This window comes from Mucilaginibacter metallidurans (assembly GCF_003286435.2).
Taxonomy (GTDB): domain Bacteria; phylum Bacteroidota; class Bacteroidia; order Sphingobacteriales; family Sphingobacteriaceae; genus Mucilaginibacter; species Mucilaginibacter gossypii.
The window spans coordinates 4,960,718-4,985,572 of record NZ_CP043449.1 but is presented as its reverse complement, the minus strand read 5'-3'; the positions used below and the strand labels follow the sequence as shown (position 1 = coordinate 4,985,572).

At 43.5% G+C, this 24,855-nt stretch carries 21 protein-coding genes, 1 tRNA gene and 1 pseudogene; 6 read left to right on the top strand and 17 right to left on the bottom strand.

Annotation, left to right across the window (positions count from 1 at the left end):
• Positions 1-129: 129 nt before the first annotated feature.
• The 3 genes from DIU38_RS21060 (at position 130) to DIU38_RS21050 (ending at position 3,754) form a co-directional block, all read left to right on the top strand.
• Complete coding sequence (locus tag DIU38_RS21060; protein ID WP_112651384.1) at positions 130-1,851, top strand: glycosyltransferase family 39 protein; 1,722 nt, start codon at positions 130-132, stop codon at positions 1,849-1,851.
• Between the two features lie 10 nt (positions 1,852-1,861).
• Positions 1,862-2,887, top strand: coding sequence for a hypothetical protein (locus tag DIU38_RS21055; RefSeq protein ID WP_112651382.1), 1,026 nt, complete (start codon positions 1,862-1,864; stop codon positions 2,885-2,887).
• Positions 2,888-3,028: 141 nt separating this feature from the next.
• Positions 3,029-3,754: a DUF2490 domain-containing protein gene (locus DIU38_RS21050; RefSeq protein WP_112651380.1), complete on the top strand. Its 726-nt coding sequence runs from the start codon at positions 3,029-3,031 to the stop codon at positions 3,752-3,754.
• Positions 3,755-3,975: 221 nt separating this feature from the next.
• On the opposite strand, the gene DIU38_RS21045 is transcribed toward DIU38_RS21050, so the two are convergent.
• The 17 genes and pseudogenes from DIU38_RS21045 to DIU38_RS20965 all read right to left on the bottom strand — a co-directional run bounded on the left by DIU38_RS21045 (position 3,976) and on the right by DIU38_RS20965 (position 23,212).
• Positions 3,976-4,815 carry a DUF2911 domain-containing protein gene (locus tag DIU38_RS21045; RefSeq protein WP_112656068.1) on the bottom strand — a complete coding sequence of 280 codons (840 nt, stop codon included), beginning with the start codon at positions 4,813-4,815 and terminating at the stop codon, positions 3,976-3,978.
• Between the two features lie 54 nt (positions 4,816-4,869).
• Positions 4,870-5,892, bottom strand: a complete 1,023-nt coding sequence (locus tag DIU38_RS21040) for a proline iminopeptidase-family hydrolase (RefSeq protein WP_112656070.1) — start codon at positions 5,890-5,892, stop codon at positions 4,870-4,872.
• A 140-nt stretch (positions 5,893-6,032) separates the two neighbouring features.
• Positions 6,033-7,282, bottom strand: a pseudogene (gene ilvA / locus DIU38_RS21035) (threonine ammonia-lyase IlvA).
• A gap of 2 nt (positions 7,283-7,284) precedes the next feature.
• The gene (locus tag DIU38_RS21030) at positions 7,285-8,451 is read right to left on the bottom strand and encodes a 2-isopropylmalate synthase (RefSeq protein ID WP_112656074.1); all 1,167 of its coding nucleotides are present in this window, start codon (positions 8,449-8,451) and stop codon (positions 7,285-7,287) included.
• A 207-nt stretch (positions 8,452-8,658) separates the two neighbouring features.
• Positions 8,659-9,414 (bottom strand): methyltransferase domain-containing protein, encoded by a 756-nt coding sequence (locus DIU38_RS21025; protein WP_112656076.1) that lies wholly within the window; start codon positions 9,412-9,414, stop codon positions 8,659-8,661.
• Positions 9,415-9,545: 131 nt separating this feature from the next.
• Positions 9,546-10,616: a 3-isopropylmalate dehydrogenase gene (leuB, locus tag DIU38_RS21020; protein WP_112656084.1), complete on the bottom strand. Its 1,071-nt coding sequence runs from the start codon at positions 10,614-10,616 to the stop codon at positions 9,546-9,548.
• Between the two features lie 57 nt (positions 10,617-10,673).
• Complete coding sequence (locus DIU38_RS21015; protein ID WP_112656086.1) at positions 10,674-11,471, bottom strand: methyltransferase domain-containing protein; 798 nt, start codon at positions 11,469-11,471, stop codon at positions 10,674-10,676.
• An 87-nt stretch (positions 11,472-11,558) separates the two neighbouring features.
• A complete protein-coding gene (gene leuD / locus DIU38_RS21010) occupies positions 11,559-12,149 on the bottom strand; it encodes a 3-isopropylmalate dehydratase small subunit (protein WP_112656078.1) in 591 nt (196 codons plus the stop codon).
• Positions 12,150-12,237: 88 nt separating this feature from the next.
• A complete protein-coding gene (locus tag DIU38_RS21005; protein WP_112656080.1) occupies positions 12,238-12,624 on the bottom strand; it encodes a GxxExxY protein in 387 nt (128 codons plus the stop codon).
• Positions 12,625-12,667: 43 nt separating this feature from the next.
• The gene (gene leuC, locus DIU38_RS21000; protein ID WP_112656082.1) at positions 12,668-14,095 is read right to left on the bottom strand and encodes a 3-isopropylmalate dehydratase large subunit; all 1,428 of its coding nucleotides are present in this window, start codon (positions 14,093-14,095) and stop codon (positions 12,668-12,670) included.
• A 163-nt stretch (positions 14,096-14,258) separates the two neighbouring features.
• Complete coding sequence (ilvC, locus tag DIU38_RS20995) at positions 14,259-15,317, bottom strand: ketol-acid reductoisomerase (protein ID WP_090531289.1); 1,059 nt, start codon at positions 15,315-15,317, stop codon at positions 14,259-14,261.
• Between the two features lie 236 nt (positions 15,318-15,553).
• Positions 15,554-16,156 (bottom strand): acetolactate synthase small subunit, encoded by a 603-nt coding sequence (ilvN, locus tag DIU38_RS20990; protein ID WP_090530083.1) that lies wholly within the window; start codon positions 16,154-16,156, stop codon positions 15,554-15,556.
• A gap of 21 nt (positions 16,157-16,177) precedes the next feature.
• Positions 16,178-17,914, bottom strand: a complete 1,737-nt coding sequence (gene ilvB, locus DIU38_RS20985; protein WP_091174116.1) for a biosynthetic-type acetolactate synthase large subunit — start codon at positions 17,912-17,914, stop codon at positions 16,178-16,180.
• Between the two features lie 138 nt (positions 17,915-18,052).
• A complete protein-coding gene (gene ilvD / locus DIU38_RS20980; RefSeq protein ID WP_175490025.1) occupies positions 18,053-19,759 on the bottom strand; it encodes a dihydroxy-acid dehydratase in 1,707 nt (568 codons plus the stop codon).
• 453 nt (positions 19,760-20,212) lie between these two features.
• Positions 20,213-20,464 (bottom strand): ATP synthase F1 subunit epsilon, encoded by a 252-nt coding sequence (gene atpC / locus DIU38_RS20975; protein WP_091174059.1) that lies wholly within the window; start codon positions 20,462-20,464, stop codon positions 20,213-20,215.
• Between the two features lie 81 nt (positions 20,465-20,545).
• Complete coding sequence (gene atpD / locus DIU38_RS20970; RefSeq protein WP_112654015.1) at positions 20,546-22,051, bottom strand: F0F1 ATP synthase subunit beta; 1,506 nt, start codon at positions 22,049-22,051, stop codon at positions 20,546-20,548.
• A 174-nt stretch (positions 22,052-22,225) separates the two neighbouring features.
• A complete protein-coding gene (locus DIU38_RS20965) occupies positions 22,226-23,212 on the bottom strand; it encodes an NAD(P)H-quinone oxidoreductase (RefSeq protein WP_112654016.1) in 987 nt (328 codons plus the stop codon).
• Between the two features lie 263 nt (positions 23,213-23,475).
• On the opposite strand from DIU38_RS20965, the gene DIU38_RS20960 reads away from it, so the two are divergent.
• The 3 genes from DIU38_RS20960 (at position 23,476) to DIU38_RS20950 (ending at position 24,747) form a co-directional block, all read left to right on the top strand.
• Entirely contained in the window at positions 23,476-23,937 is a 462-nt protein-coding gene (locus DIU38_RS20960; RefSeq protein WP_112654017.1) for a redoxin domain-containing protein, read from the top strand.
• A gap of 59 nt (positions 23,938-23,996) precedes the next feature.
• A tRNA-Arg gene (locus DIU38_RS20955) sits at positions 23,997-24,070 on the top strand.
• Positions 24,071-24,168: 98 nt separating this feature from the next.
• Positions 24,169-24,747, top strand: a complete 579-nt coding sequence (locus DIU38_RS20950; protein WP_090530057.1) for an adenylate kinase — start codon at positions 24,169-24,171, stop codon at positions 24,745-24,747.
• Positions 24,748-24,855: the final 108 nt, after the last annotated feature.

The window sequence follows — 24,855 nt, the reverse complement described above, 5'->3', positions numbered from 1 at the left end:
CTTTCCAGCTGCGCTAAATTATGAAGATTGTGGTATGTTTTTCGTCAAATTATCACATCGCCGCTGCCAACGTTTTATGGCTTATATCTTTTATCATACCTTTGCCCATTCATTTACTCATCCATTTTAATGCAGGATACCTCTTTAAATAGCGCGCCGGTAAAATATAATAAGCCAATAATTTATTTTTTACTGTTGTGGGCTTTGCTAAATGCCGTACAGGCATTTACCCTGGAAATCCATGCCGATGAAGCTTACTACTGGGTTTATTCGCGTTTTTTAGATTGGGGGTATTATGACCATCCGCCTATGGTGGCCGTTTTCATTAAAGCAGGTTACAGCCTCATACATAATGAATTTGGAGCGAGGCTCTTTACAGTGATCAGCACAACCGCATCTTTATACCTGATGTGGATGATGCTAAAGCGCTATAGGGTAGATGCTATTAACTTTATACTGGTGATTTCAGGCATCTTTGTATTCCATATTTATGGTTTTACTACCACCCCCGATGCCCCTTTGCTGTTTTTCACGGTGCTGTTCCTGTATTTTTATCAGCAATATATTGAAGAAGATAGCTTAAAACTTGCCATTATATTGGGCGTGGTGATAGCCTGTCTGCTGTATAGCAAGTACCATGGCATTTTGTTGGTTGCTTTCACGCTTGTATCTAATATAAAATTACTCAGACGGGGGGCTTTTTATGGCATTGTGCTGCTGGCGCTGGCTTTGTATGCACCGCATATCCTGTGGCAGGTAAACCACGATTATCCTTCAATAAGCTATCACCTTAGCGAGCGTTCGGCCGACGACTACCAGTTGGATAATACCTATTTATATCCATTGGGGCAATTGATAATGGCCGGGCCGCTGATTGGCTGGTTCCTTTTTTATAAAGGGTTTACAACTAAGATACAAGATGTTTTCACCCGAACCTTGCTCGTAAACAGCATAGGTATTTTGGCATTCTTTTTTCTTACCTCGTTTAAAGGTGAGGTACAACTCCATTGGACGCTTATAGCTTACGTACCGTTGAGCATGCTGGTGCTTATCAATTTTGCCAGGCCGGGAGGCAAACCTGTTTGGTTTAACCGTTTGGCTGTGATAAACGTCAGCCTGATTTTGCTTGTACGTATCTGTATTATCTGGGGGCCTCCCTTCTTGCTAAAGATCGATGCCATGAAAAGCTTTTTCGGCTTTAAGGATTGGGCGCATCAGATCAAACAAAAGGCTGGCGACAATTATGTGATTTTTTATGAAGGTTTTCAGGACCCGTCCAAATACAATTTTTATAATAATACCACCCGTGGGCTTGCCTATGATTCACGCCATTATCGCCGTACCCAGTATGATATCTGGCCTATAGAAGACAGCCTTCAGCATAAAAAAACTTATTATGTACTGGATGTTTGGTTGCCCGGTGTAACAACCGATTCCATTAACGTATTTGCCGGTAAATGGTATGGCGGTTGGGTGAATGACACACGCACTTATCAGCGAGTTGAATTTGAAACGAAGGCTCATAAGGAGACTGTTAGTCCGGGGCAAAAGATAGATTTCGATCTAACGCTTAAAAACCCTTATCCATTCGCCATTGATTTCAGTAATAAAAATCAAAAGCACCCTGTATTTTTTGAAGCCTGTTTCTTTAAAAAGACTGATCAGATCTCCAATCAAAACGCAGATGATTCATTCTATAACATTGCCCTAAAGCCGGGCGAAAGCACTCATTTTAAATTTAACGTAACAGCACCGGAGCAGCCTGGCAGATATCAACTCATTTTTTCATTGCGTACCGAACCATTTTTTGGCGGACGAAACAGCAAGAGCATCAACATTACAGTAAAATAATAAATCGACTATGTTTAAACGGATATACCTTTTTGTCTTTTTTTCGATCATAACCGCCACTGCCGCCCTTGCACAGGGCAGCCTCGATATTCATTTTAACGGTTTAGGTTTTATGGATAACCGTGAGTATAAAGATTTTGTGGCCCGCTCGCGTACTTATTCAGGCGTACGTACCACGCTTGACCTGGGCCTTAATGTGGATAGCTTAAACCACTTCATTGTAGGTGTTAACGGTATTCACGAGTTTGGCGCAAAACCATATTTTTTAAAAGTTAACCCCGTTGCCTATTACAGCTTCACCGGCAAAAACTGGCTGTTCAATGCCGGTGCTTTCCCGCGCGAGGGTTTGCTGGATGATTATCCACGGGCTTTATTGAACGACACTTTACGCTACTACCGCCCCAATGTTGAGGGTTTGCTTACTCGTTTTCATAATGCCCACTTTACCGAAACCGCCTGGATTGACTGGGTAAGCCGCCAAACCGTTACCGATCGTGAGCAGTTCCTGTTCGGTTTTTCGGGTAAATACCGACCATCCTTAACCGGGCCCTTTTATGTTTCGCACTATTTTTTGCTGATGCATGATGCAGGGGCTGAGGTGCTTTTACCAAACGACCACATCCAGGATAACGGCGGCGGACAAATAAGATTAGGGCTCGACTTAAGTCATAAAACCATTTTAGATTCGTTATCTATTGAAGCAGGCGGCATGATGTCGTTTGAGCGGGTTAGGGGTGTTGATGGTTTTCATAAACCCGCCGGCTTTGTAGCTAATGCTTATTTAAGTTGGAAACGTTTTGCCCTATTTGACGAATTTTACAAAGGCCAGGGCAGCCATATTATTTACGGCGACGCGTTTTTTGAAAAGAAAACTTATAACCGTTTGGATATTATTTACACGCCGTTTTTATACAAGCGTGTAAAGGGACAGTTTATATTAAGCCTGCACCAAACACCGGGATACAGCAGCAACCAGGAAGCCTTCAGGGTAACGGTTGACCTGGGCCGACAGACTTTGGTGAGGTTTAAGGATTAGTGAAGTTATGTGTAGAGACGCATTACATGCGTCTTTGCCTTTAATAAAACGACAGATCCTGCAAATTTCTGTCGCAAAAAGAGATACATGTAATGCGTTTCTACAATAAATGTTAACCTTTATAACACACATATATCATCCATGCAATTAAAAAAGCAACTATTAATTTTCGCAGTACTACTGCTCGCGGCACCTGCAAGGCTGCTTGCGCAAGACAACCAGTTTTCGGGCTGGGCGGCTATTTTTCACAGCCAAAAATTATCCGAACATTGGGGTTATTCGTTCGACGGGCAATTGCGCTCGCATGATGAAGTGAGTTACCTAAAGCATATCCTGCTCCGTCCTTCGGTTAATTATTATTTTGCCAAAAACAAGGTAGGGGCCTTGGGTTATGCCTACATAGCTACTTATGGCCGAACTCCAAGTAACGAAACAACATTTCGCCCGGAGCACCGCATTTGGCAGCAGTACACATATACCCATAAGCTTACCAAACATGTGCAATTGGCACATCGTTTTAGGTTAGAGCAGCGCTTTTTAGGGAATACTGCCGATAATAAAAACGATCGGTATTTTGCTCAGCGTTTCAGGTATTTTGCCCGTGCAGTGATCCCGATGAAACCGGATTCGGATGTATTTACAGAAGGTACTTTCGTCGCCCTGCAAAACGAGGCCTTTGTAAACGTTCAAAATAAGAATAAAGTTAATAAACACTTTTTTGATCAAAACCGTGCTTACGTAGCGGTTGGCTACCGCTTTAGCAAATCATTTGATGCGGAGGCCGGGTATCTTAACCAGTACATTAAACAAGCCGATGCCTATGTGGTAAACCATGTAGCACAGCTGGCTTTTTATACAAGGTTTTAATAACTAAGCGATTTCTAAGGCTCCCCTCTTGAGAGGGGGTGCGGAGGAATGAGCGGTAGCAGGGGGGCTGCTGTAGACTTATCAAAGCAGAAACACACCCCTTCGCCCCTCTCAAGAGGGGAATCGCGCAAACCCGTCCTTTTTTTGGATTTGTTAAACAAAAGACCTTGCCAATATCACTGGCAAGGTCTTTTGTTTAACAACGATAAATGAATCAAAAATTACTTCTTCGCCTGTGCAATCAGTTCATTATTTAAACGTACATATTCATCCGTCTTCATATCGGTAGCCATTTTTACACCTTCCTGGGCTGTTGCTATGGCTGCAGCTTTATCACCTTTTTTCAATAAGATCCGGGCTTTCCATAGTTTAGGCACAAACGGCGGAAAGTTTTTGTCTTTTTCCAGTTCGGTTGCCCAGGCTAAGGCCTTGTCCATATCTTTATTATTGTTATAGTAATAGATCAAAGCTTCATAGTATGGCTTTTTATCTGTATTCATGGCCGAGTCGATCCTGGCCATTACCTTGACATCGATATCGGTGGTCATGTGAATTGTGAAGCCACTGTGCTCCCACATCATCTGCAAATCGCAGGTGGTTGCTGTAACATTGCTGAATGCGAGGGTCATGGTTTCTGTTAAAGCCTTAAGGTGTTCTGTTTTTACTTTGAAACGCAAAAAATCATCAGCTTCCTTATAGTTATAGGCGCCCCATTGCTTTGGTTGTTTGCTGAGGATGATGGTCCACTCGTTTTCGCCGGGGATGCTGAACAGCCCATACTCGCCCGCCGGGATCTTGTTGCCTTCCATGCTTACCTCATCGGTAAATTTAATTACCGTGGCCGAATTGGCCCCCGTGCGCCAAACTTTTCCGTAAGGTTCCATACCTCCAAATATTTTACGGCTTCTTACATCCGGACGGGAGTAAACAAGACTGATTTTTCCGAGGCCAAAATCCTGCACAATACTTTGCGTTGAACTGGGTTGCGGCGTTAACTGCGCATAAACATTTACCGCAGTGAAGATCATCGTGGTGATGATACAGGTAAATAACTTTTTCATGATTTACGGTTTTAATGGTGGTGGAATATAAAACGCTGTGTTAGAATTGGTGTGCTACTTTTTATCTGCGTTAAATGTACCCGCGTCAACGTCCTTTAAAAAAGCGATGAGGTTTTTGAAATAATTTTGCTGATCATCATACATGCTCATGTGGCTGCCGTTGGGGCATAAATAGGTGCGGCTGTTGGGTAATAAACGGCCTTCCTTTTTCATGTCTTCGGGGTTCATTTCATCGTGTACGCCGCCTAAAACAAGGGTAGGCGTTTTTATATTCTGCAGTTTGTCCCAAAATTCCCATCCTTTAAAATTGCCGGTTACGTGAAACTCGTCAACACCCTGCATTTGTATGTATATGGTATGATTCGCTTTTTTAAAGGCACGCCATAAAGGTTCGGGCCAATTCTCTAATGGAAGCCTGCAGATCACCTGGGTATATAGCTTATTCATCAGCAAGTCGTTGTATTGAGGCGAGTCGTATTGTTTAAGCCTGTCTAATGAATCAAATACAGTGATATCACGCGGCGTAAAAAACTTCTTCTTCAACTCAGCGGCATAGGCAACATAGCCTTTAATACCGGCTGTCATGTTTGATAATACCGCCCCTTTAACGTGCGACTGGTATTTGTGCAGGTATTCCATAGCCAGCATACCGCCCCATGAATGTCCGAGTATGTAAAAATTATCAAGCCCTAATCCTTTACGCACTTCTTCAACCTCTTCAACATAACGTGGAATGTTCCATAATGAGGTATCGGCAGGCGCATCCGAATTACCACAGCCAAGCTGATCATAATAATAAAACTCAATGCCCTCCTTCGGCAAAAAATCCTCAAAGCATTCCATATAGTCATGTGAAAAACCTGGACCGCCATGCAGCAGTAACACTTTTATTTTACCGTCGCCAACTTTTTTCGTCCATACGTTATATTTACCGGCAACTTTAATGAGCTTATTCCCGCCGGTTTTTATTTCGTAAGGAGTGTTTGATGATTCAGTTGCGGTATCTGCCGCTGGTTTTGAAGGATTTTTGCATGCGCAAAAGCAGGCAGCAATCAGGATGAAGAATAGTTTTTTCATGTTAGCGATAGGAATGGTGAAGGTGATTATCTTAGATAAAGATAATAAGAAGCTAACTAAATTAGCTTCATTGGATATACAAAAAAAAGCGTCATTGCTTTGTTAAAGGCAATGACGCTTTTTTTTGAGTATTTAGTGTATCACACCAAATACTCAAACAGAGTTTGATCTTTATTAAGTTCAATAACATTGAAACGGTGCGCATGCATCCGCTGTAACAAGGCCGGATAATCCTCTGCATTTTTTAGTTCGATACCAACCAGTGCAGGGCCGTTTTCTTTTTCATTCTTTTTGATGAACTCGAAACGGGTAATATCATCACCGGGACCTAATACACTGTTCACAAATAGTTTCAATGCCCCGGACGCTGCGGGAAACGAACAATGAAGTAATGTTTCAGGCCTTCGTACAGTAATGATTTTTCTTTGATCTCCTGCATACGGGCAATATCGTTATTACCACCGCTGATGATACAAACTACCTTTTTGCCTTTGATCTGCTCTTTACAGGCATCAAGTGCGGCTACTGATAACGCTCCTGCGGGTTCAACCACAATAGCATCTTCGTTGTAAAGTTTCAGTATGGTGGTACAAATTTTACCTTCGGGCACCAGCAGCATATCGTCCAGGATATCTTTGCAGATATCATAAGTTAATGCGCCAACGCGTTTAACAGCGGCGCCATCAACAAAGCGGTCTATTTCATCTAATGTAATGGGTTTACCATGGTTTATGGCGCCCAGCATTGATGGGGCACCTTCAGGCTCAACGCCTATCAGATGGATGTTTGGAACATTGTTTTTAAGATAAGTACCTGTTCCCGATGCAAAGCCACCACCGCCGATAGGCATAATCGCTACTTCAATATCCGGAAGGTCCTGCAGTATTTCAACACCTACGGTTCCCTGGCCCTCAATAACGCGGTAGTCATCGAAAGGAGGGATGAAGGTCATCTGATTTTTTTCGGTGTAGGCAAGGGCTTCTGCCAGGCAATCATCAAAAGTATCGCCGGTGAGTACAATCTCTATATTGCCGTTCCCAAACATGGCGGTTTGTTTAACCTTTTGTTTGGGGGTAATTTCGGGCATAAAAATTACGCCTTTAATATTCTTTTTATTGCACGAAAAGGCTACGCCCTGGGCATGGTTACCCGCGCTGGCGCAAACTACTCCACGGCTCAACTCATCGTCATTTAACTGACTGATCATGTTGTATGCACCGCGCAACTTATATGAGCGAACAACCTGTAGGTCTTCGCGTTTTAAATAAACCTCACACTCGTATTTTGCCGAAAGACCGGCGTTATATTGCAGCGGGGTACGTTTCACAACGTCTTTTATCCGCTGGTATGCCGCTTCGAAATTAAGCTGGCTTTTTGTATCAGTTTCCATTGTTAATTTTTTACCAGTCGGTGCGCCATAAGGCTTTGCAAATCCTGGTCATTTATGTCAAGCTTGCTATCGGCAAGCGTTAAAAAGTTATTGTAAACAAAACCAAGTTCTTCCTTATCCAGCGTATATCCTAAACGCTCCAGATGGAATTTCAGAGCATGCCTGCCGCTGCGCGCGGTTAGCACTATTGTGGCGCTCGGAAAGCCTACATCTTCAGGGCGAATGATTTCATAGTTTTCGCGCATTTTCAGGAAGCCGTCCTGGTGAATACCCGAGCTGTGCGCAAAGGCATTTGCACCTACAATAGCTTTATTGGGCTGTACCGGCATTCGCATTTGTGTGCGGATCATCTGGCTCAATTCATAGAACCGTTTTGAGTCGATGTTGGTATGCAGGCCCAGGGTGTGATGCGTTTTGAGGATCATCACCACTTCTTCGATAGAAGTATTACCGGCACGTTCGCCGATACCGTTGATGGTACCCTCAATTTGGCGCGCGCCATTTTGCAAACCAGCTATTGAGTTGGCTGTAGCCAAACCAAGGTCGTTATGGCAATGTACAGAGATGATAGCTTTATCAATGTTTTTAACGTTCTCTTTCAAAAACTTGATTTTGCTGCCGTATTGATCTGGCAGGCAGTAACCATTTGTATCTGGAATATTTACTACTGTAGCACCGGCGGCGATAACAGCTTCAACCATTTGAGCCAGGTAAACCACATCGGCCCTGCCGGCATCTTCGGCGTAAAACTCAATGTCCTCGACAGATTTTTTGGCATATTTAACGGCTTCAACAGCGCGCTCCAAAATCTCTTCGCGGGTGCTGTTGAATTTATGTTTGATATGCATGTCAGACGAACCGATACCGGTATGGATGCGCGGACGTTTGGCATATTGCAGAGATGCTACAGCAGCGTCAATATCACCTTTGTTGGCACGCGTAAGCGCACAAACGGTAGGTTCTTTAACAGCTTTTGAAATTTCAACAACGCTTTGGAAGTCGCCCGGGCTTGAAACCGGGAAACCTGCTTCAATAATATCCACGCCCAGTAGTTCCAGTTCCTTAGCTATCTCAATCTTTTCGGGGGTTGTTAACTGGCAACCCGGTACCTGCTCGCCATCGCGGAGCGTGGTATCAAAAACATAAACGCGGTTGGGATCGTGTAACATATCTTTTTTAGATTTGAGATGTTAGATATGAGATTTGAGACTCATGCCTAATCATCTATATTGTTATTTTTTGTTTCTTTTATTTTTTGTTAGAGGTATAATTTGAGATATAAAGAAATCTCATATCTCACGTCTCATATCTCTTTGAAGAAGCGAGTATTCAAGTTAGAGAAAAAAATCTCATATCTCAAATCTCACGTCTCATATCTATTTTTTAATGGCAATAAATCTTAACCTTTTATAATCGGCATACCATTGGCCGTTATCGTTATAAAAGGGTTCAAGCTTTTTAGTGATCTCAGCCAGGATTTGTTCTTTCTCATCCTCGGGAATGCCTTCTAAAAACTGTGCGCCAAACATGGTAATCCATTTGGCTACGCCCTGATCGCCATCCTGCAGCGGGGTTTTACGATCATAATGAATCATGTAGGTAACCCTGAAACCATGCTCTTCCAGTTTGGTAGCATATTCGCCAACCGAAGGGAAATACCATACTTTGGTATCAGCTTTTTCATTGTAACCATGATTATGCAGTACCAGTTTGGTAGCCTCAATCAAACGTTCAACATTGCCCTGGCCGCCCATTTCGGCAACAAACCTGCCGCCCTGTTTAAGGCTTTTGGCTACGCTATGGATAGCACCATTGGCATCAAGCACCCAATGCAGCGCAGCGTTCGAGAATACAGCATCGTACTTTTCTTCGGCGTGAAAATCAGCCGCGTTCTCCACCGAAAAGTCAACATCAGGATAAAGCTGTTTAGCCTGGGCTATCATTTCGGGCGAATAATCGGTGCCTTTTACGATGGCACCTTTGTCCTGTATTAGTTTAGTTAAATGGCCTGTGCCGCAACCCAGGTCAAGGATGCGCTCACCAGGTTTCACATCCAAAAACTCAAGCACGTCTTCTCCGTATTTAAATACGAAGGCATGCTTTTGGTCGTATAAATCAGCGTTCCATTTCATGTTATTCCTTTTTTGTGATTTCACTGATTAAGGTGATTTCACAGATTTTGTTTTTTTGCCGGGATTACAAGGGGAATGGTGATTCTATCAATACATTGCCTAATCTCCAAGCTCCGGTCTCTAATCTCTACCTACAAATATTCCAGCACTTTTTGGCCCATTGCCGTAGTGCCTAAAATTTTCACTTTATCAGTATTGGCATCAGCAATATCGCCGGTGCGGTAACCGTCTTTCAGCGCTTTATCAATAGCATCAGTTATCTTTTTAGCTTCCTCTTTAAGGCCGAAGCTTATTTCAAGCATCAGCGCCACAGACAGAATAGAGGCCAGCGGATTTGCTTTATCCTGACCGGCAATATCATGTGCCGAACCATGGATTGGCTCAAAAAATCCTGTGCCATCACCTACTGAAGCCGAAGCCAGCATCCCCATTGAACCTGCAATTTGTGATGCTTCGTCGGTAAGGATATCGCCAAAAAGGTTGGCGGTTAATACCACATCAAACTTTTTAGGGTTTTTAACTAACTGCATAGCTGCGTTGTCAATGAACATGTGCTCGGTTTCAACGTCAGGGTATTTTTTGGCAATTTCCTGTACCACCTCGCGCCATAGGCGTGAAGCCTCCAATACATTTGCTTTATCAACAGAGCATAACCTTTTACCACGTACTCGGGCTGCCTCATATGCTTTAATCGCAATGCGCTCAACTTCGTAACGTGAGTAAATCATTAGGTCTGAAGCCGTGTTACGGTCTTCGCTGCGTTTTTTCTCACCGAAATAAACGTCGCCGGTTAGTTCGCGGAAGAAAAGGATATCAGTACCTTTCAATATCTCAGGCTTAAGGCTTGATGCATCCAAAAGCTCATCAAACAACATAATAGGGCGGAGATTGGCATATAAACCAAGCTCTTTACGGATCTTTAATAATCCCTGCTCCGGACGCACTTTGGCCGAAGGATCATTATCATATTTGATGTGACCGATAGCGCCAAACAGGATAGCATCGCTTGCTTTAGCTTTAGCCAGCGTTTCATCAGGTAGTGGATTTCCGGTTGCCTCGATACCTGCATGGCCCATCAGGGCTTCGTCGAAAGTAAATTCGTGGCCAAAATCCCGACCGATTTTTTCTAAAACTGCTTTACCCCAGGTAGTAACCTCTGGGCCTATCCCGTCGCCGGGTATTACTAATATGTATTTTTTAATTCCCATAACCCTAATCTCTGCCTGAGGCAGCGGTTTTTTGTTTTATAGATGTTTATTTTATTCGGGTTTTACGCCGCGTACTTCTTTTAGTTTCATCACCATTTGCTCGGCTTCATTTTCCACCCAGTTGGTGTACTCATCAATAGCCAGCAAGCGCGATTCATCGTCAATATAGCCTTCCTCAACCATTTGCTTTGACTGGGCTACTTTTGCCCAGATGCCTGCTTTGCCTTCAAAGTTATATTCGCCTTTTTGGTAAACCTCATCAGCGTTAAATACTTCGATATTTTCAAAACCTGCTTCCTGCAAATATTCGGGCAAGTCTTCGGCAATATGATTGTTCATGCCTGCGTCGCCCCGCCACCTTAAAAAGGTAGCATAAAAACGCTGCATACTTGCCGGCGGCTGCGGCTGCCATTGTAAAGCCTCGTGGTTATAATCCAAAATGGAAACTGTGCCACCGGGTTTTAACAGCGAATACATTTTCTTTAAAGCCTCAACTGGGTTGCTCAACCATTGTAATACCCTTGCCGAAACAATAAGGTCGTACTTTTCTTCCGGGTCAAAGCTGAACAGATCGGTATAGATGAGCTCCATGTTTTGAACCGAAGCGTAAGTTTCCTTGCCGCTCTGGATAAAATATTCGGTATTATCGATGCCTGTAACATGACCGCTTTCGCCAATCAAAGCTGCAATATCTTTAGAGATAGCGCCGGTACCACAACCAACATCCAGCACCTTCAGGCCCGGCCTGAGCAGGGGGGCAAGGGTTGCATAATCGTTCGCTAAACTCCGTTCGTCGAATAATTTGGCGGTACCTTTACCTTCTCGCTGAATATGTTTTTGTTGGTTCATTAGTTCATTTGTTTGTCCATAGCCGATGGTCCATAGTCCATAGCCCACTTAGTTTTAATCTATGGTCCATGGACTATAAACTATGGTCTATCTTGCTAACTCAAACTCCTCAATTTTGCCTTGTTGGCTTAAAATGTAGTCGATATCATCGTAGCCGTTTATCAGGCAGGCTTTTTTGTAAGGATTGATCTCGAAGCTTTCTTTTTCGCCGGTTGATGAGATGGTGATAGTCTGGCTTTCCAGGTCGATCTCTACTTCAGCTTTGTGATCGGCATAAACGGCATCGAAGATTTTTTTCAGAAAATCATCGCTTACTTGTACAGGTAACAAGCCATTATTAAGGGCGTTGCCTTTAAAAATATCGGCAAAAAAGCTGCTCACTACGGCGTCGAAACCATAGTCAGATATAGCCCAGGCAGCATGCTCACGGCTACTGCCGCAACCAAAGTTTTTGCCTGCTACCAATACCTTACCGCTAAAAGTCGGATGATTAAGTACGAAATCAGCTTTAGGGTTATCGTTCTCATCAAAACGCCAATCGCGGAATAAGTTATTGCCAAAACCATCGCGGGTAGTGGCTTTCAAAAACCTCGCAGGGATGATCTGGTCGGTATCGATATTCTCGATAGGTAAAGGCACCACTGAGGTTTGGACGTGTTTAAATATTTTAGTTGCCATTGTGATCAGAATTTACAGAATTTAAGAATTTACAGAATGCTCATGTTATTGCAGAATGTTGTTAATCCTAAATTCACTGTCTTTACATTCAATTTAATTTGATATTATATTTTGGATTGAAGATTAGTTTGTATTGAAGACTTTGACTTCCAAAGTTTATCAATAGCCCAATAGGAAAATCATAGGCAACCGTATAATTTTTTGCTTGTGCCAGATGCACATCCTCCAAATTAATGAGTGCTTTTATCTCCACGGACAATTTACCTTCAATTACAAAATCAGCTCTCCGTTTCCCAACTTCAATCCCGTCATAAAATATAGGATGTTCGAGTTCTCTTACAAAGCTTATCCCTGCTTTTTCAAGTTCGATGGCCAGACATTTTTGATATATCACTTCCTGGAATCCATTGCCAAGTGTGTTACGGACCCGCATTGCGCAACCAATGATATCGTATGTTAGCCTATCTTTTTCCATGAGGGTTAATCAGAATTTACAGCTATGTTTTATTTTTATTCTGTTAATTCTTTAATTCTGAAAATTCTGATTCAGATAGCATTTCCCTTATATCCGTAACCACACCTGTTATAGCACTTGCTGCCGCGGTAAGCGGGCTTGCAAGGAATGTACGGCTGTTTGGCCCTTGTCTTCCTTCAAAGTTGCGGTTTGAGGTTGATACGCAATATTTACCTGCCGGGATTTTATCCTCGTTCATACCAAGGCATGCGCTGCAGCCTGGTTCGCGAAGTGGGAAGCCTGCGGCATCAAATATTTTGTCCAGTCCTTCGGCAATAGCCTGCTGCTGTACTTGTTTTGAGCCGGGAACTACCCATACAGTAACATTATCGGCTTTGTGTTTGCCTTTTACAAACTCGGCAACCTGGCGTAGGTCTTCAATGCGCGAGTTGGTGCAGCTGCCGATGAAGACGTAATCAATTGGTTTGCCCAATAGCGTTTCATCATCGTGCAGGCCCATGTAATCAAGGGCTTTTTTATATGATCCCTGCTCTTTGGCTTCAAATGAAGCAGTTTCAGGAACATGTTGTGTAACACCGATGCCCATACCCGGATTTGTTCCGTAAGTGATCATCGGCTCAATATCTTCAGCTTTAAAGTATAATACCTCATCAAAAGATGCATCAGCATCAGAGTATAAAGTTTTCCAGTAGGCAACTGCTTTGTCCCATTCTTTACCTTTAGGAGCAAATTCACGGCCTTTTACGTAGTTGATGGTGGTTTCGTCGGGAGCAATCAGTCCGCAACGTGCACCCATCTCAATACTCATGTTGCAGATGGTCATGCGGCCTTCCATGCTCAACGAGCGGATGGTGTCGCCTGCATATTCAACAGCATAACCGGTACCGCCGGCAGCCGAGATCTGCGCAATGATGTAAAGGATAATATCTTTGGCGCCAACGCCTTTTTGTAGTTTTCCGTTCACTTCAATTTTCATGCGTTTTGGGCGAGACTGAAGTAAACATTGGGTAGCCAACACTTGCTCAACCTGCGAAGTGCCTATACCAAAGGCAATAGCACCAAAAGCGCCGTGAGTTGAAGTGTGACTGTCGCCGCAAACATAAGTACCACCCGGACGGGTGATGCCCAGCTCGGGGCCTATAACGTGAACGATGCCCTGGTACGGGTGGCCTAAGCCATATAGCTCAACACCAAACTCTTTACAGTTTTTGGTGAGCATATCTACCTGGTAGCGTGAAAGTTCTTCTTTAATGGGTAAGTGCTGATCAATGGTTGGAACGTTGTGATCGGCAGTGGCCACAGTTTGTTTTGGCCTGAAAACGGGCAAGCCTCTCTGACGCAAGCCATCAAATGCCTGCGGACTGGTTACCTCGTGAATGAAATGTGTATCGATATACAAAATATCCGGGAACCCCTCGCTGCTGCTGACGACGTGTGCATCCCAGATCTTATCAAATAATGTTTGTCCCATTTTTATTATTTTTCTTTAGTAACGTCATTGCGAGGAACGAAGCAATCCCCGATTAGCAGATCCGATCTGTTAAGTTTGGGATTGCTTCGTGCCTCGCAATGACGTGTTGGTGAGTTTGTTTTAAGGCCTTTCGCCTTTTACCTTTCGGCTTTCACCTAATTTATTACGCTTCTACAACCTGGTTCTCAGGGCGTAAGCTGCGTACGGTTTTGCCTGCTTGCCATAATTCGCTTTCGCGTAATTCTTTCAGTTCGGCATCCAGTTTTTCGCGGTAATCTGGCTGGCTGTTTGAATCGATAGAACGTTGTGACTCTTTGCCTGTAGCAACGCTTTCGTAAAGCTCTTCAAATACTGGTTTAGTAGCGTCACGGAATTTTTTCCACCAGTCAAGCGCACCACGTTGAGCAGTAGTTGAACAGTTGGCGTACATCCAGTCCATACCGTTTTCAGCAACAAGTGGCATTAATGATTGGGTAAGCTCTTCAACAGTTTCGTTAAATGCTTCAGATGGAGAGTGACCATGGCTACGCAATACATCGTACTGAGCAGCAAAGATACCCTGAACGCAACCCATCAACGTACCACGCTCGCCGGTTAAATCGCTATATACTTCTTTTTTGAAGTTAGTTTCGAATAAGTAACCGCTACCTACAGCGATACCTAAAGCGATAACACGATCAAATGCTTTACCAGTAGCATCCTGGAAGATAGCGTAGCTTGAGTTTAAGCCACGGCCTTGCAGGAACATACGGCGTAATGAAGTACCTGAACCTTTAGGAGCAACCAGGAACACGTCAACATCAGCAGGAGGTACGATGCCAGTTTGCTCGTTGAAAGTGATACCAAAGCCATGAGAGAAATATAAAGCTTTGCCTGGGGTTAAGTGTTTTTTAACAGTTGGCCATAACGCAATCTGGGCTGCATCGCTCAATAAGTAGCAAATCACAGTTCCCCTTTGCAAGGCTTCTTCAATTTCAAAAAGTGTTTCGCCGGGTACAAAACCATCGCTGATAGCTTTATCCCAAGTTTTAGTGCCTTTACGCTGACCAACAATTACGTTGATACCATTGTCTTTTTGGTTCAGGGCCTGGCCCGGACCTTGTACACCGTAGCCAATTACCGCTACTACTTCATCTTTTAATACTTCCTGAGCTTTTGATAAAGGGAACTCTTCGCGGGTTACTACGTTTTCTTCAGTGCCGCCGAAATTTAGTTTTGCCATTGTTTTTTGATTTTTGTGATTTCACCGAACAGTGGTGATCTCACCGATTTTATTTGTATTGAGTAATTTATTTTTCTTGATTACACTGATTATTGGGTGATTACACCGATTTTGACCGTTGACGGGTTTTGATGACGTTGATTAAGACTTACGGCTATGAACCATGATCTATCAACCATGAACCAACTCAACTAATCTCTATTCTCCAATCACTAATCTCTCTGCCTTTGGCGGTCTTACATCGTAAACACCTTCTCGCCCTGGTTAAGGTACTCATTTTCGATTACCTCTTCACCTGGTTCAAGCCTTTCAAATTCGCGCAGTTTGCTGTTAAAGCCTTCGCTATCTTTAATTATAGCGACGCGGGCGCTGCGTACAAACTCAATCAGGCCGTAAGGTTGTAGTATGTTGATCAGGTTATCGGTTTCCTCGCGGTGACCGGTGGTTTCAAACACGGTGTAGTCCTTACGGATCACTACCGCGCGAGCACCGTTTTCGCGTAGTAAACGCTCAACGCTAACCTTTTCGGCAATTACATCGGTTGATACCTTATATAACGCTAATTCCTGCCAAATCACATCTTCGTTGGTGTGATAATATGCTTTTAACACCTCAACCTGTTTTTCTATCTGGCGGGTAAGCTTACGTACTACCTCTTCATATTCGTTAATTACAATATTGAAACGGTGAATACTTTCAATCTCCGACGGAGAAGTATTCAGGCTGTCGATATTGATTTTACGGCGTGTAAATATAATAGCTATCCTGCTTAATAAACCAATTTGGTTTTCGGTATATATGGTGATGTTAAATTCCTGTTTTTTTTCTGCTTCGCTCATGATTCTGTTTTTTTAGAGGGCTTACTTTAACCTGATCTCGCTTACGCTGCATCCTTGTGGCACCATCGGGAATACGTTATTCTCTTTGGTAACCATTATTTCTAAAAGGAATGATCCCGGTGCGGTTAGCATTTCATTTAATGCTGCAGTCAAATCTGCACGGTCATCAACTAATTTGCCCGGGATGCGGTATGCTGCGGCTAATGCCACAAAATCCGGACTTTGAATATCAACAAATGAGTAACGGCGCTGATTAAATAATTCCTGCCATTGTCTTACCATGCCCAGGAAGCGGTTATTAAGGATGATAATTTTTACATCGATACCGCTTTGCATAATAGTACCCAATTCCTGGCAGGTCATCTGGAAACCTCCATCGCCAATAATAGCTACTACAGTACGATCCTGAGCGCCAAATTTAGCACCTATGGCAGCAGGCAATGCAAACCCCATGGTTCCTAAACCACCGCTGGTTACGTTGCTGCGGGTATTGTTAAACTTAGCGTAGCGACATGCTACCATTTGGTGCTGACCTACGTCGGTAACGATAACTGCCTCGCCTTTGGTAATCTCGTTAAGCTGTTTGATTACCTCGCCCATAGTCATTTCAGGCGTAGTTGGATTAAGTTCGTTATGGATAACGGCCTCAACTTCCTGGCGGGTGTAATCATTGAATTTAGCTAACCATTCTGTATGTTCTTTCTTTTCGATGGCCTTGGTCAGCAATGGAAGTGTTTCCTTGCAATCGCCCCAAACCGGTACGGTTGATTTTACGTTTTTGTCGATCTCGGCAGGGTCAATATCTAAGTGAACAACTTTTGCTTGTTTAGCATATTTATCCAGGCGACCGGTTACACGGTCGTCAAAACGCATACCTATCGCGATCAATACATCGCACTCGTTAGTTAAAACGTTAGGGCCGTAGTTGCCATGCATGCCCAGCATACCTACATTTAACGGATGGTCTGAAGGGATAGCGCCTGCACCAAGTACTGTCCAGGCAGCAGGGATACCACTTTTTTCAACAAAGGCTTTAAACTCCTGCTCAGCACCGCCCAAAATAACACCCTGACCAAACAGGATGAATGGCTTTTTAGCACTGTTGATCAACTCAGCAGCTTGCTCAATATATTGCGGACGAACAATTGGTTTCGGCCTGTAGCTGCGGATATGATCGCAAGGTTTGTAGCCTGCAAAGTCAAACAGCTGGATCTGCGCGTTTTTAGTAATGTCAATCAATACCGGACCTGGCCTGCCGCTACGGGCAATATAAAATGCCTTGGCAATAACTTCCGGGATTTCGGTGGCATCAGTTACCTGGTAGTTCCATTTGGTAACCGGAGTGGTAATGTTGATCACATCAGTTTCCTGGAAGGCATCGGTACCTAAAAGATGCGCGAAAACCTGACCGGTAATACAAACCAACGGGGTGCTGTCGATCTGGGCATCGGCCAAGCCTGTTACCAGGTTGGTAGCGCCCGGGCCGCTGGTGGCAAATACCACACCCACTTTGCCCGATGTACGTGCATAACCCTGACCGGCGTGAATGCCGCCCTGTTCGTGGCGTACCAGTATATGGTTCAGTTTATCATTATAATCAAACAAAGCATCATAAATGGGCATGATAGCGCCTCCTGGGTAACCAAAAATGGTATCGGTACCTTCGGCTATCAATGCTTCCAATAATGCTACCGATCCAGAAACGTTTACGGTTTCGGTGGCGGCTGGCGCGGTTAAGGTTTCTTGTGCAGTTTCCATACCTGTATTTTTTATATTCATAGCACTTTTTGGTGCTAAACTGATTTATTCTATCTGTCTCTAATTTGCTAAAATGAACGGGCTTAGTTTGTGTTCACTTTATTCATGGCTTTTATAATAAGCCATTTTGTTTATTAATTATTCGTCGGTAACGCAGCCTTCGGCAGCGGTAGTCACGTTTTTAGCGTAACGGTATAACACACCCTTGGTAACCTTCAGCGCCGGTTTTTGCCATGCGGCACGGCGTGCGGCTATTTCTTCTTGCGGTAGCGAAACGTTTATAGTATTGGCAACAGCATCAATATTAATAATATCATCGTCTTTTACCATCGCTATAAACCCGCCATCGTAAGCCTCGGGTGTGATGTGACCGACGACGAAGCCATGCGTACCGCCGCTAAAGCGTCCATCTGTAATTAATGCAACTGAACTACCCAAACCGGCACCGAATATGGCTGAGGTTGGTTTTAGCATTTCCGGCATGCCTGGCGCGCCTTTAGGGCCTACGTTGCGGATCACCACAACGTCACCTTTTTTAACACGGCCGCTCTGGATACCGGCAATCAGTTCAAACTCGCCGTCAAATACACGGGCGGGGCCAGTGAAACGTTCACCTTCTTTACCTGTAATTTTGGCAACGCTGCCACCTTCGGCAAGGTTTCCGTACAAAATTTGCAGGTGGCCGGTAGCTTTAATCGGGTTTTCTTTCGGTTTGATGATCTTTTGAGTCTCAAACTCCAGGGCCGGGATCTCAGCAAGGTTTTCGGCAATGGTTTTACCGGTAACAGTAAGGCAATCACCATGTAACCAGCCCTGCTCTAAACAGTATTTCATTACAGCCGGAACACCGCCAATGTTGTGCAGGTCTTCCATCATGTATTTACCGCTTGGTTTCATATCGGCCAGTACCGGGATCCGGTTACTTACAGCCTGGAAATCATCCTGGGTTAATTTAACGTCAACGCTTTTTGCCATTGCAATCAGGTGCAATACCGCGTTGGTTGAACCGCCCAGTACCATGATCACAACGATAGCATTTTCAAATGCCTCACGGGTCATGATATCTGATGGTTTAATATCCTTTTCTAACAATACCTTGATAGCTTTACCGGCGGCAAGGCATTCTGCTTTTTTCTCAGCGCTTAGGGCAGGGTTTGATGATGAATACGGTAAACTCATACCCAATGCTTCGATAGCGGCAGCCATGGTATTCGCTGTATATATACCGCCACAGGCGCCGGCGCTTGGGCAAGCATTTTTAATAACGCCCATGAAATCAACATCGTCTATCTGGCCGGCAATTTTTTTACCCAAAGCCTCAAATGCCGATACGATGTTCAAATCTTCGCCTTTCCAATGACCCGGTTTAATAGTTCCACCGTAAACCATGATTGAAGGACGATTTAAACGGCCCATAGCCATGATGGAACCCGGCATGTTTTTATCACAACCCGGCAGGGTAATTAAGCCATCATAGTACTGAGCGCCGGTTACAGCCTCAATTGAGTCGGCAATGATATCGCGGCTCACCAATGAGTAACGCATACCTTCAGTACCGTTGCTCATGCCATCGCTTACGCCAATAGTATGGAATATCAGGCCTACCATGTCTTCATCCCAGATACCTTGTTTAACCAGCTTAGCCAGGTCATTGAGGTGCATGTTGCAAGTGTTACCATCGTAACCCATACTGGCCACGCCGACCTGTGCTTTGCGCATATCATCGTCTGTTAAGCCGATCCCGTAAAGCATGGCCTGTGCGGCAGGCTGTGTTGGGTCCTGGGTAAATGTTTTGCTATACTTGTTCAATTCTATAGCGTTGGTGGTATCTGATGATGAACTCATTTTATTAGATATGTAGACAGTTTTAGTATTTAATTTTTGTTGATGATACTGGTTTACTTGGTATCGAAAATCAATATATGTAAGGTAGCCATAGCATCATGCAATAGCAATAGTCATTTCTGATTTTTTAAAATAAGTATTTAATTTTAATTATTTTGATTTTATAGAATTTAATTTTGTAAAATTTGTTTATAAAGATATAAAATATTTTACAAAATAGACCAAAGTTTAAAACGGTATTCGGTATGTTTTTTATGCATGCATAGCAAGTTGTCGATTTTCTGCCTGAAATGGGAGGAAGGTCGATTATGATTGAAAATAGAGGTTCATTTATAAAGGTGTGTACACGATTAAGAGCGGATGCTTAAACCTATGTCTGTAATCAAAATCATCCCACAAAAAAAGCGCCCGGATAATGATACCCGGGCGCTTTATAAATTTATAAAGTAGCGCCTATTTGTGCTGAATACCTTCGGCCAAAACAGTTACTTTATTGTTTAATGCTTCAACAACACCGCCTTTAATAAAAAACACTTCTTCTTTAGCTGCACCACCGCGTACGGTAAGTTTGCCATCCTGAAGGGTGGAAATAATAGGGGCGTGGTTGTTCAGTATTTCAAATAATCCCAAAGCACCAGGTAAGGTTACTGAGGTGGCCTCGCCTTCGTAAACTTTTTTATCGGGAGTAAGAATTTCTAATGTCATGCTTTTTGAGATTCAAGATTTAAGAATCAAGAACAGGCTTTTCCTGTTCTTGATTCTTAAATCTTATTTTCTTGCTTCTTATTAAGAGTTAGCTTCAGCCAACAGCTTTTTGCCTTTTTCAATAGCATCTTCAATGCTGCCAACTAAGTTGAAAGCTGCTTCAGGATACTCGTCAACTTCACCGTCCATGATCATGTTGAAACCTTTGATGGTATCTTTAATGTCAACCAGTACACCTTTTAAGCCGGTGAACTGCTCAGCAACGTGGAATGGTTGTGACAAGAAACGCTGAACACGACGAGCGCGTGATACAACTAACTTATCTTCTTCAGAAAGCTCGTCCATACCAAGGATGGCGATGATATCCTGAAGTTCTTTGTAGCGTTGTAAAGTCTCTTTAACGCGTTGAGCTGTATTGTAGTGCTCATCACCTAAAACAGCTGGGCTAAGGATACGTGAGGTTGAATCCAATGGATCCACTGCAGGATAAATACCAAGCTCGGCAATTTTACGTGAAAGTACGGTAGTAGCATCTAAGTGGGCGAAGGTTGTAGCCGGTGCCGGGTCAGTCAAGTCATCCGCAGGTACGTAAACGGCCTGTACTGAAGTGATTGAACCACGTTTGGTTGAAGTGATACGCTCCTGCATGGTACCCATCTCAGTTGCCAGCGTTGGCTGGTAACCTACTGCTGATGGCATACGACCTAAAAGCGCTGATACTTCTGAACCTGCCTGTGTAAAACGGAAAATGTTATCTATAAAGAAAAGGATATCACGGCCTTTACCATCTTCATCACCGTCACGGAAGTACTCGGCAATAGTTAAGCCTGAAAGGGCCACACGTGCACGTGCACCCGGCGGCTCGTTCATTTGACCGAACACGAATGTTGCTTTTGAATCTTTCATGGCTTCGGTATCTACTTTAGATAGGTCCCAGCCGCCTTCTTCCATTGAATGCATGAAAGCGTCGCCATATTTTATAATGCCTGATTCAAGCATCTCACGTAAAAGGTCATTACCTTCACGTGTACGCTCACCAACACCGGCAAATACAGATAAACCTGCATAAGCTTTCGCGATGTTGTTGATCAGTTCCTGGATCAATACTGTTTTACCTACACCGGCACCACCAAACAAACCAATTTTACCACCTTTTGCATAAGGCTCTAAAAGGTCGATAACTTTGATACCTGTAAAAAGTACTTCAGTTTCGGTAGATAGGTCTTCAAACCTTGGAGGGGTTGCGTGAATAGGACGACCATTTGTTTTGTCAAGATCAGCAATACCGTCGATAGCATCACCTACCACGTTAAATACACGGCCTTTGATATTATCGCCTACCGGCATTTTGATAGCAGCTTCGGTATCTAAAACCTTCATTCCGCGTAACAAGCCGTCGGTCGAGTCCATCGCGATAGCACGTACACGGTCTTCGCCTAAGTGCTGCTGAACTTCTAAAATAACTTTTTGGCCATTGTCTTTCGTGATCTCTAATGCGTCATAAATTTTAGGAAGATGAGCGTCATCAGCGAAACTTACGTCGACTACCGGACCAATGATCCTTGAAATTTTTCCAATGTTTGGCATATATAACCTGGTGTTTTTTAAAAAATGCTTTTACTGAACAGCGACATACATCATTTGTAACAGGAATGTATAAGATGCTATTTCAGAGGCGCAAAGTTAAGATTTCTATTCAATTATTTACATAGTGTTTTAACATTTTTGAAGGATAATTTCAACATTGATAATAGTTTGCCTTTATTGCACGAAAGTCAATACAATTTTGCCTGTATGAGTGCTGCTCTCCATCAGTTTATGGGCTACAGCAGCCTCGCCAGCATCAAAAGTTTTATACACTATGGGCCTGATTTTGCCCGATGTTAACAAGGGCCAAATTTTTTGTTCGAGGTTTTGGGCGATGGCTGCTTTGAAAGCTGTTTCCCTGCTGCGTAACATCGATCCGGTAATGATCAATCTTTTGGCCATCACTTTGCCCAAATCAAGCTGTACTTCGCGGCCATTCATTGCGTTGATCATGACCAGCCGCCCCTCGCCAGCCAGCGAATCAATATTGCCAGGCATATAGTTGCCGCCAATCATATCCAGGATCACATTAACGCCTGTACCATTGGTAAGCGATTTGATCGCGTCTTTAAAATCAGTCGTTTTATAGTTGATGGCTTTATCCGCGCCAAGCTGCTCACAGAAACTGCATTTTTCATCAGATCCGGCTGTTACATAAACGGAGCTGCCTAAAGCTTTGGCCATTTGAATAGCCGTAACACCAATGCCGCTCGATCCGCCATGTACCAGCAATGATTGGCCGGGTTGCAAATTGCCTCGGTCAAATACATTGCTCCAAACGGTAAAAAAGGTTTCAGGCAGTGATGCAGCTTCAGGGAAGCTTAGATTAGCGGGAATGGGCAGGCATTGATCTGCCGATGCGTTACAATACTCGGCATAGCCACCACCCGTAACGAGTGCGCAAACTTTGTCGCCCGGTTTCCAACGGGTAACCGCTTCGCCAACTTCGGCAATAGTACCGGCTACTTCCAGTCCGGGAATATCAGCCGGGGCATCGGCTGGCGGCGGATAGTTTCCTTTGCGTTGAAAAACATCAGGCCGGTTAATACCCGCCGCCATTACTTTTATCAGCACTTCATCGTTGGCGATAACAGGTTTTGGTCTATCGGTCAGCTGCAAGACTTCGGGCCCGCCGGGTTGAGTGATCACTATTGCTTTCATGGATTAAATATCAGTATTAGTAACCGTTATAAAGATTTGAATGTTTGTTTAATAGTAAAAGGCACCCGTAGTTTTCAGGGAATGATATACTGTCTATATATTGGATATTACATAAAGTAATTAAATAGTATTTATAAGTGTTCTTTCGGCTTTAGAGTTTGTGCTTCTGCTTGTAGTTTTCATATAAATTGACATTATAATTGTCGGCAAAATTAGAAAGTGAGACTTAAATACGATTTATTTGCAATATAAAACAAATACGTATGTCATTACAGATTGGCCAGCCCGCCCCTCAGTTCATTTTAATATCATCGGCCTTAAAAAGCGTTTCATTAGCCGATTTTAAAGGCCGTAAGGTCGTGATCCACTTTTTCCCTTTAGCGTTTACAGGTGTTTGTACCACGCAGCTTTGCACCATGCGCGATAGCTTTGGATACTATGATGGTTTAAACGCTACTATATTGGGCATTTCTGTTGATTCGCCTTTTACTTTAGCTAAGTTTAAAGAAGAGAACAATTACCAGTTCGACCTGCTTTCTGATTTTAATAAAGAAGTATCAACGGCTTACGGTGCTATTTATGATCAGTTTGTAATGGGGCTTAAGGGTGTTTCAAAGCGTGCCGCCTTTGTAATTGACGAAGAGCAGAATATCATTTATGCGGAGGTGCTTGAAGATGCCGGTCAACTGCCCAATTTTGAGGCTATTGCCGAAATTGTAAAATAATTTGAATAAAAGTTTGCAGCGAAAGTTTAAAAATCTATCTTTGCATTCCATTTCGGAAAGCACTCGTAGCTCAATTGGATAGAGCATCTGACTACGGATCAGAAGGTTAGGGGTTCGACTCCCTTCGAGTGCACAACAAAGCACTGCAGTCCGGAATTTTTCCACCGCTGGTGCAAATTAACTGTAAGCCTTTCTGTTGTATTACCGAAAGGCTTTTAATTTATCAAGAGCATGCTAAATCTGGTTTTGTTTGGCCCTCCCGGAGCCGGGAAAGGTACTCAGTCGAAAAAACTTATTGAAAAATACGATTTGATCCATCTTTCAACCGGAGATTTGTTACGTGGCGAGATTACTCAAGGTACAGCGTTGGGCTTAGAAGCTAAAAAACTGATGGATGAAGGGAAGCTTGTTCCGGATGCCGTGGTTATTGGCATGATCAGCAATAAGCTTGATGCTAATAAAGACGCCAAAGGTTTTATTTTTGATGGTTTCCCGCGTACAGTTGCTCAGGCAGAAGCTTTGGATGAGTTACTGGAATCAAAGCAATCGGCAATTTCGGGTATGATTGCCCTTGAAGTTGGCGATGATGAGTTGGAGCGTCGCTTGTTAGAGCGTGGTAAGGAATCTGGAAGACCAGATGATGCCAATCCCGAGGTGATCCGCAAGCGCATTAAAGAGTATAATGATAAAACTGCTCCTGTAGCTGGTTTTTATCAAAATCAAAATAAATTTAAAAGCATTAACGGCGTAGGTTCGGTGGATGAAATCTTCGATGCTATTGTTAATGTAATTGAAGAGTATAAAAAATAGTCGTTCGGAAGTCTTTAGTCCGGAAGTCAGTAAAGTCCGCAGGGTAGGAAGATTAAAATTCTTAACTTTCGGACTTTACTGACTTTCGGACTTTCCGTCTAAATCAAA

What these genes read in the sequence shown, in the direction of transcription:
- DIU38_RS21060 (WP_112651384.1), top strand. Translation starts at nt 130, where the DNA reads ATGCAGGATACCTCTTTAAATAGCGCGCCGGTAAAATATAATAAGCCA.
- DIU38_RS21055 (WP_112651382.1), top strand. Translation starts at nt 1,862, where the DNA reads ATGTTTAAACGGATATACCTTTTTGTCTTTTTTTCGATCATAACCGCC.
- DIU38_RS21050 (WP_112651380.1), top strand. Translation starts at nt 3,029, where the DNA reads ATGCAATTAAAAAAGCAACTATTAATTTTCGCAGTACTACTGCTCGCG.
- DIU38_RS21045 (WP_112656068.1), bottom strand. Translation starts at nt 4,815, where the DNA reads ATGAAAAAGTTATTTACCTGTATCATCACCACGATGATCTTCACTGCG.
- DIU38_RS21040 (WP_112656070.1), bottom strand. Translation starts at nt 5,892, where the DNA reads ATGAAAAAACTATTCTTCATCCTGATTGCTGCCTGCTTTTGCGCATGC.
- DIU38_RS21030 (WP_112656074.1), bottom strand. Translation starts at nt 8,451, where the DNA reads ATGTTACACGATCCCAACCGCGTTTATGTTTTTGATACCACGCTCCGC.
- DIU38_RS21025 (WP_112656076.1), bottom strand. Translation starts at nt 9,414, where the DNA reads ATGAAATGGAACGCTGATTTATACGACCAAAAGCATGCCTTCGTATTT.
- DIU38_RS21015 (WP_112656086.1), bottom strand. Translation starts at nt 11,471, where the DNA reads ATGAACCAACAAAAACATATTCAGCGAGAAGGTAAAGGTACCGCCAAA.
- leuD (WP_112656078.1), bottom strand. Translation starts at nt 12,149, where the DNA reads ATGGCAACTAAAATATTTAAACACGTCCAAACCTCAGTGGTGCCTTTA.
- DIU38_RS21005 (WP_112656080.1), bottom strand. Translation starts at nt 12,624, where the DNA reads ATGGAAAAAGATAGGCTAACATACGATATCATTGGTTGCGCAATGCGG.
- leuC (WP_112656082.1), bottom strand. Translation starts at nt 14,095, where the DNA reads ATGGGACAAACATTATTTGATAAGATCTGGGATGCACACGTCGTCAGC.
- ilvC (WP_090531289.1), bottom strand. Translation starts at nt 15,317, where the DNA reads ATGGCAAAACTAAATTTCGGCGGCACTGAAGAAAACGTAGTAACCCGC.
- ilvN (WP_090530083.1), bottom strand. Translation starts at nt 16,156, where the DNA reads ATGAGCGAAGCAGAAAAAAAACAGGAATTTAACATCACCATATATACC.
- ilvB (WP_091174116.1), bottom strand. Translation starts at nt 17,914, where the DNA reads ATGGAAACTGCACAAGAAACCTTAACCGCGCCAGCCGCCACCGAAACC.
- ilvD (WP_175490025.1), bottom strand. Translation starts at nt 19,759, where the DNA reads ATGAGTTCATCATCAGATACCACCAACGCTATAGAATTGAACAAGTAT.
- atpC (WP_091174059.1), bottom strand. Translation starts at nt 20,464, where the DNA reads ATGACATTAGAAATTCTTACTCCCGATAAAAAAGTTTACGAAGGCGAG.
- atpD (WP_112654015.1), bottom strand. Translation starts at nt 22,051, where the DNA reads ATGCCAAACATTGGAAAAATTTCAAGGATCATTGGTCCGGTAGTCGAC.
- DIU38_RS20965 (WP_112654016.1), bottom strand. Translation starts at nt 23,212, where the DNA reads ATGAAAGCAATAGTGATCACTCAACCCGGCGGGCCCGAAGTCTTGCAG.
- DIU38_RS20960 (WP_112654017.1), top strand. Translation starts at nt 23,476, where the DNA reads ATGTCATTACAGATTGGCCAGCCCGCCCCTCAGTTCATTTTAATATCA.
- DIU38_RS20950 (WP_090530057.1), top strand. Translation starts at nt 24,169, where the DNA reads ATGCTAAATCTGGTTTTGTTTGGCCCTCCCGGAGCCGGGAAAGGTACT.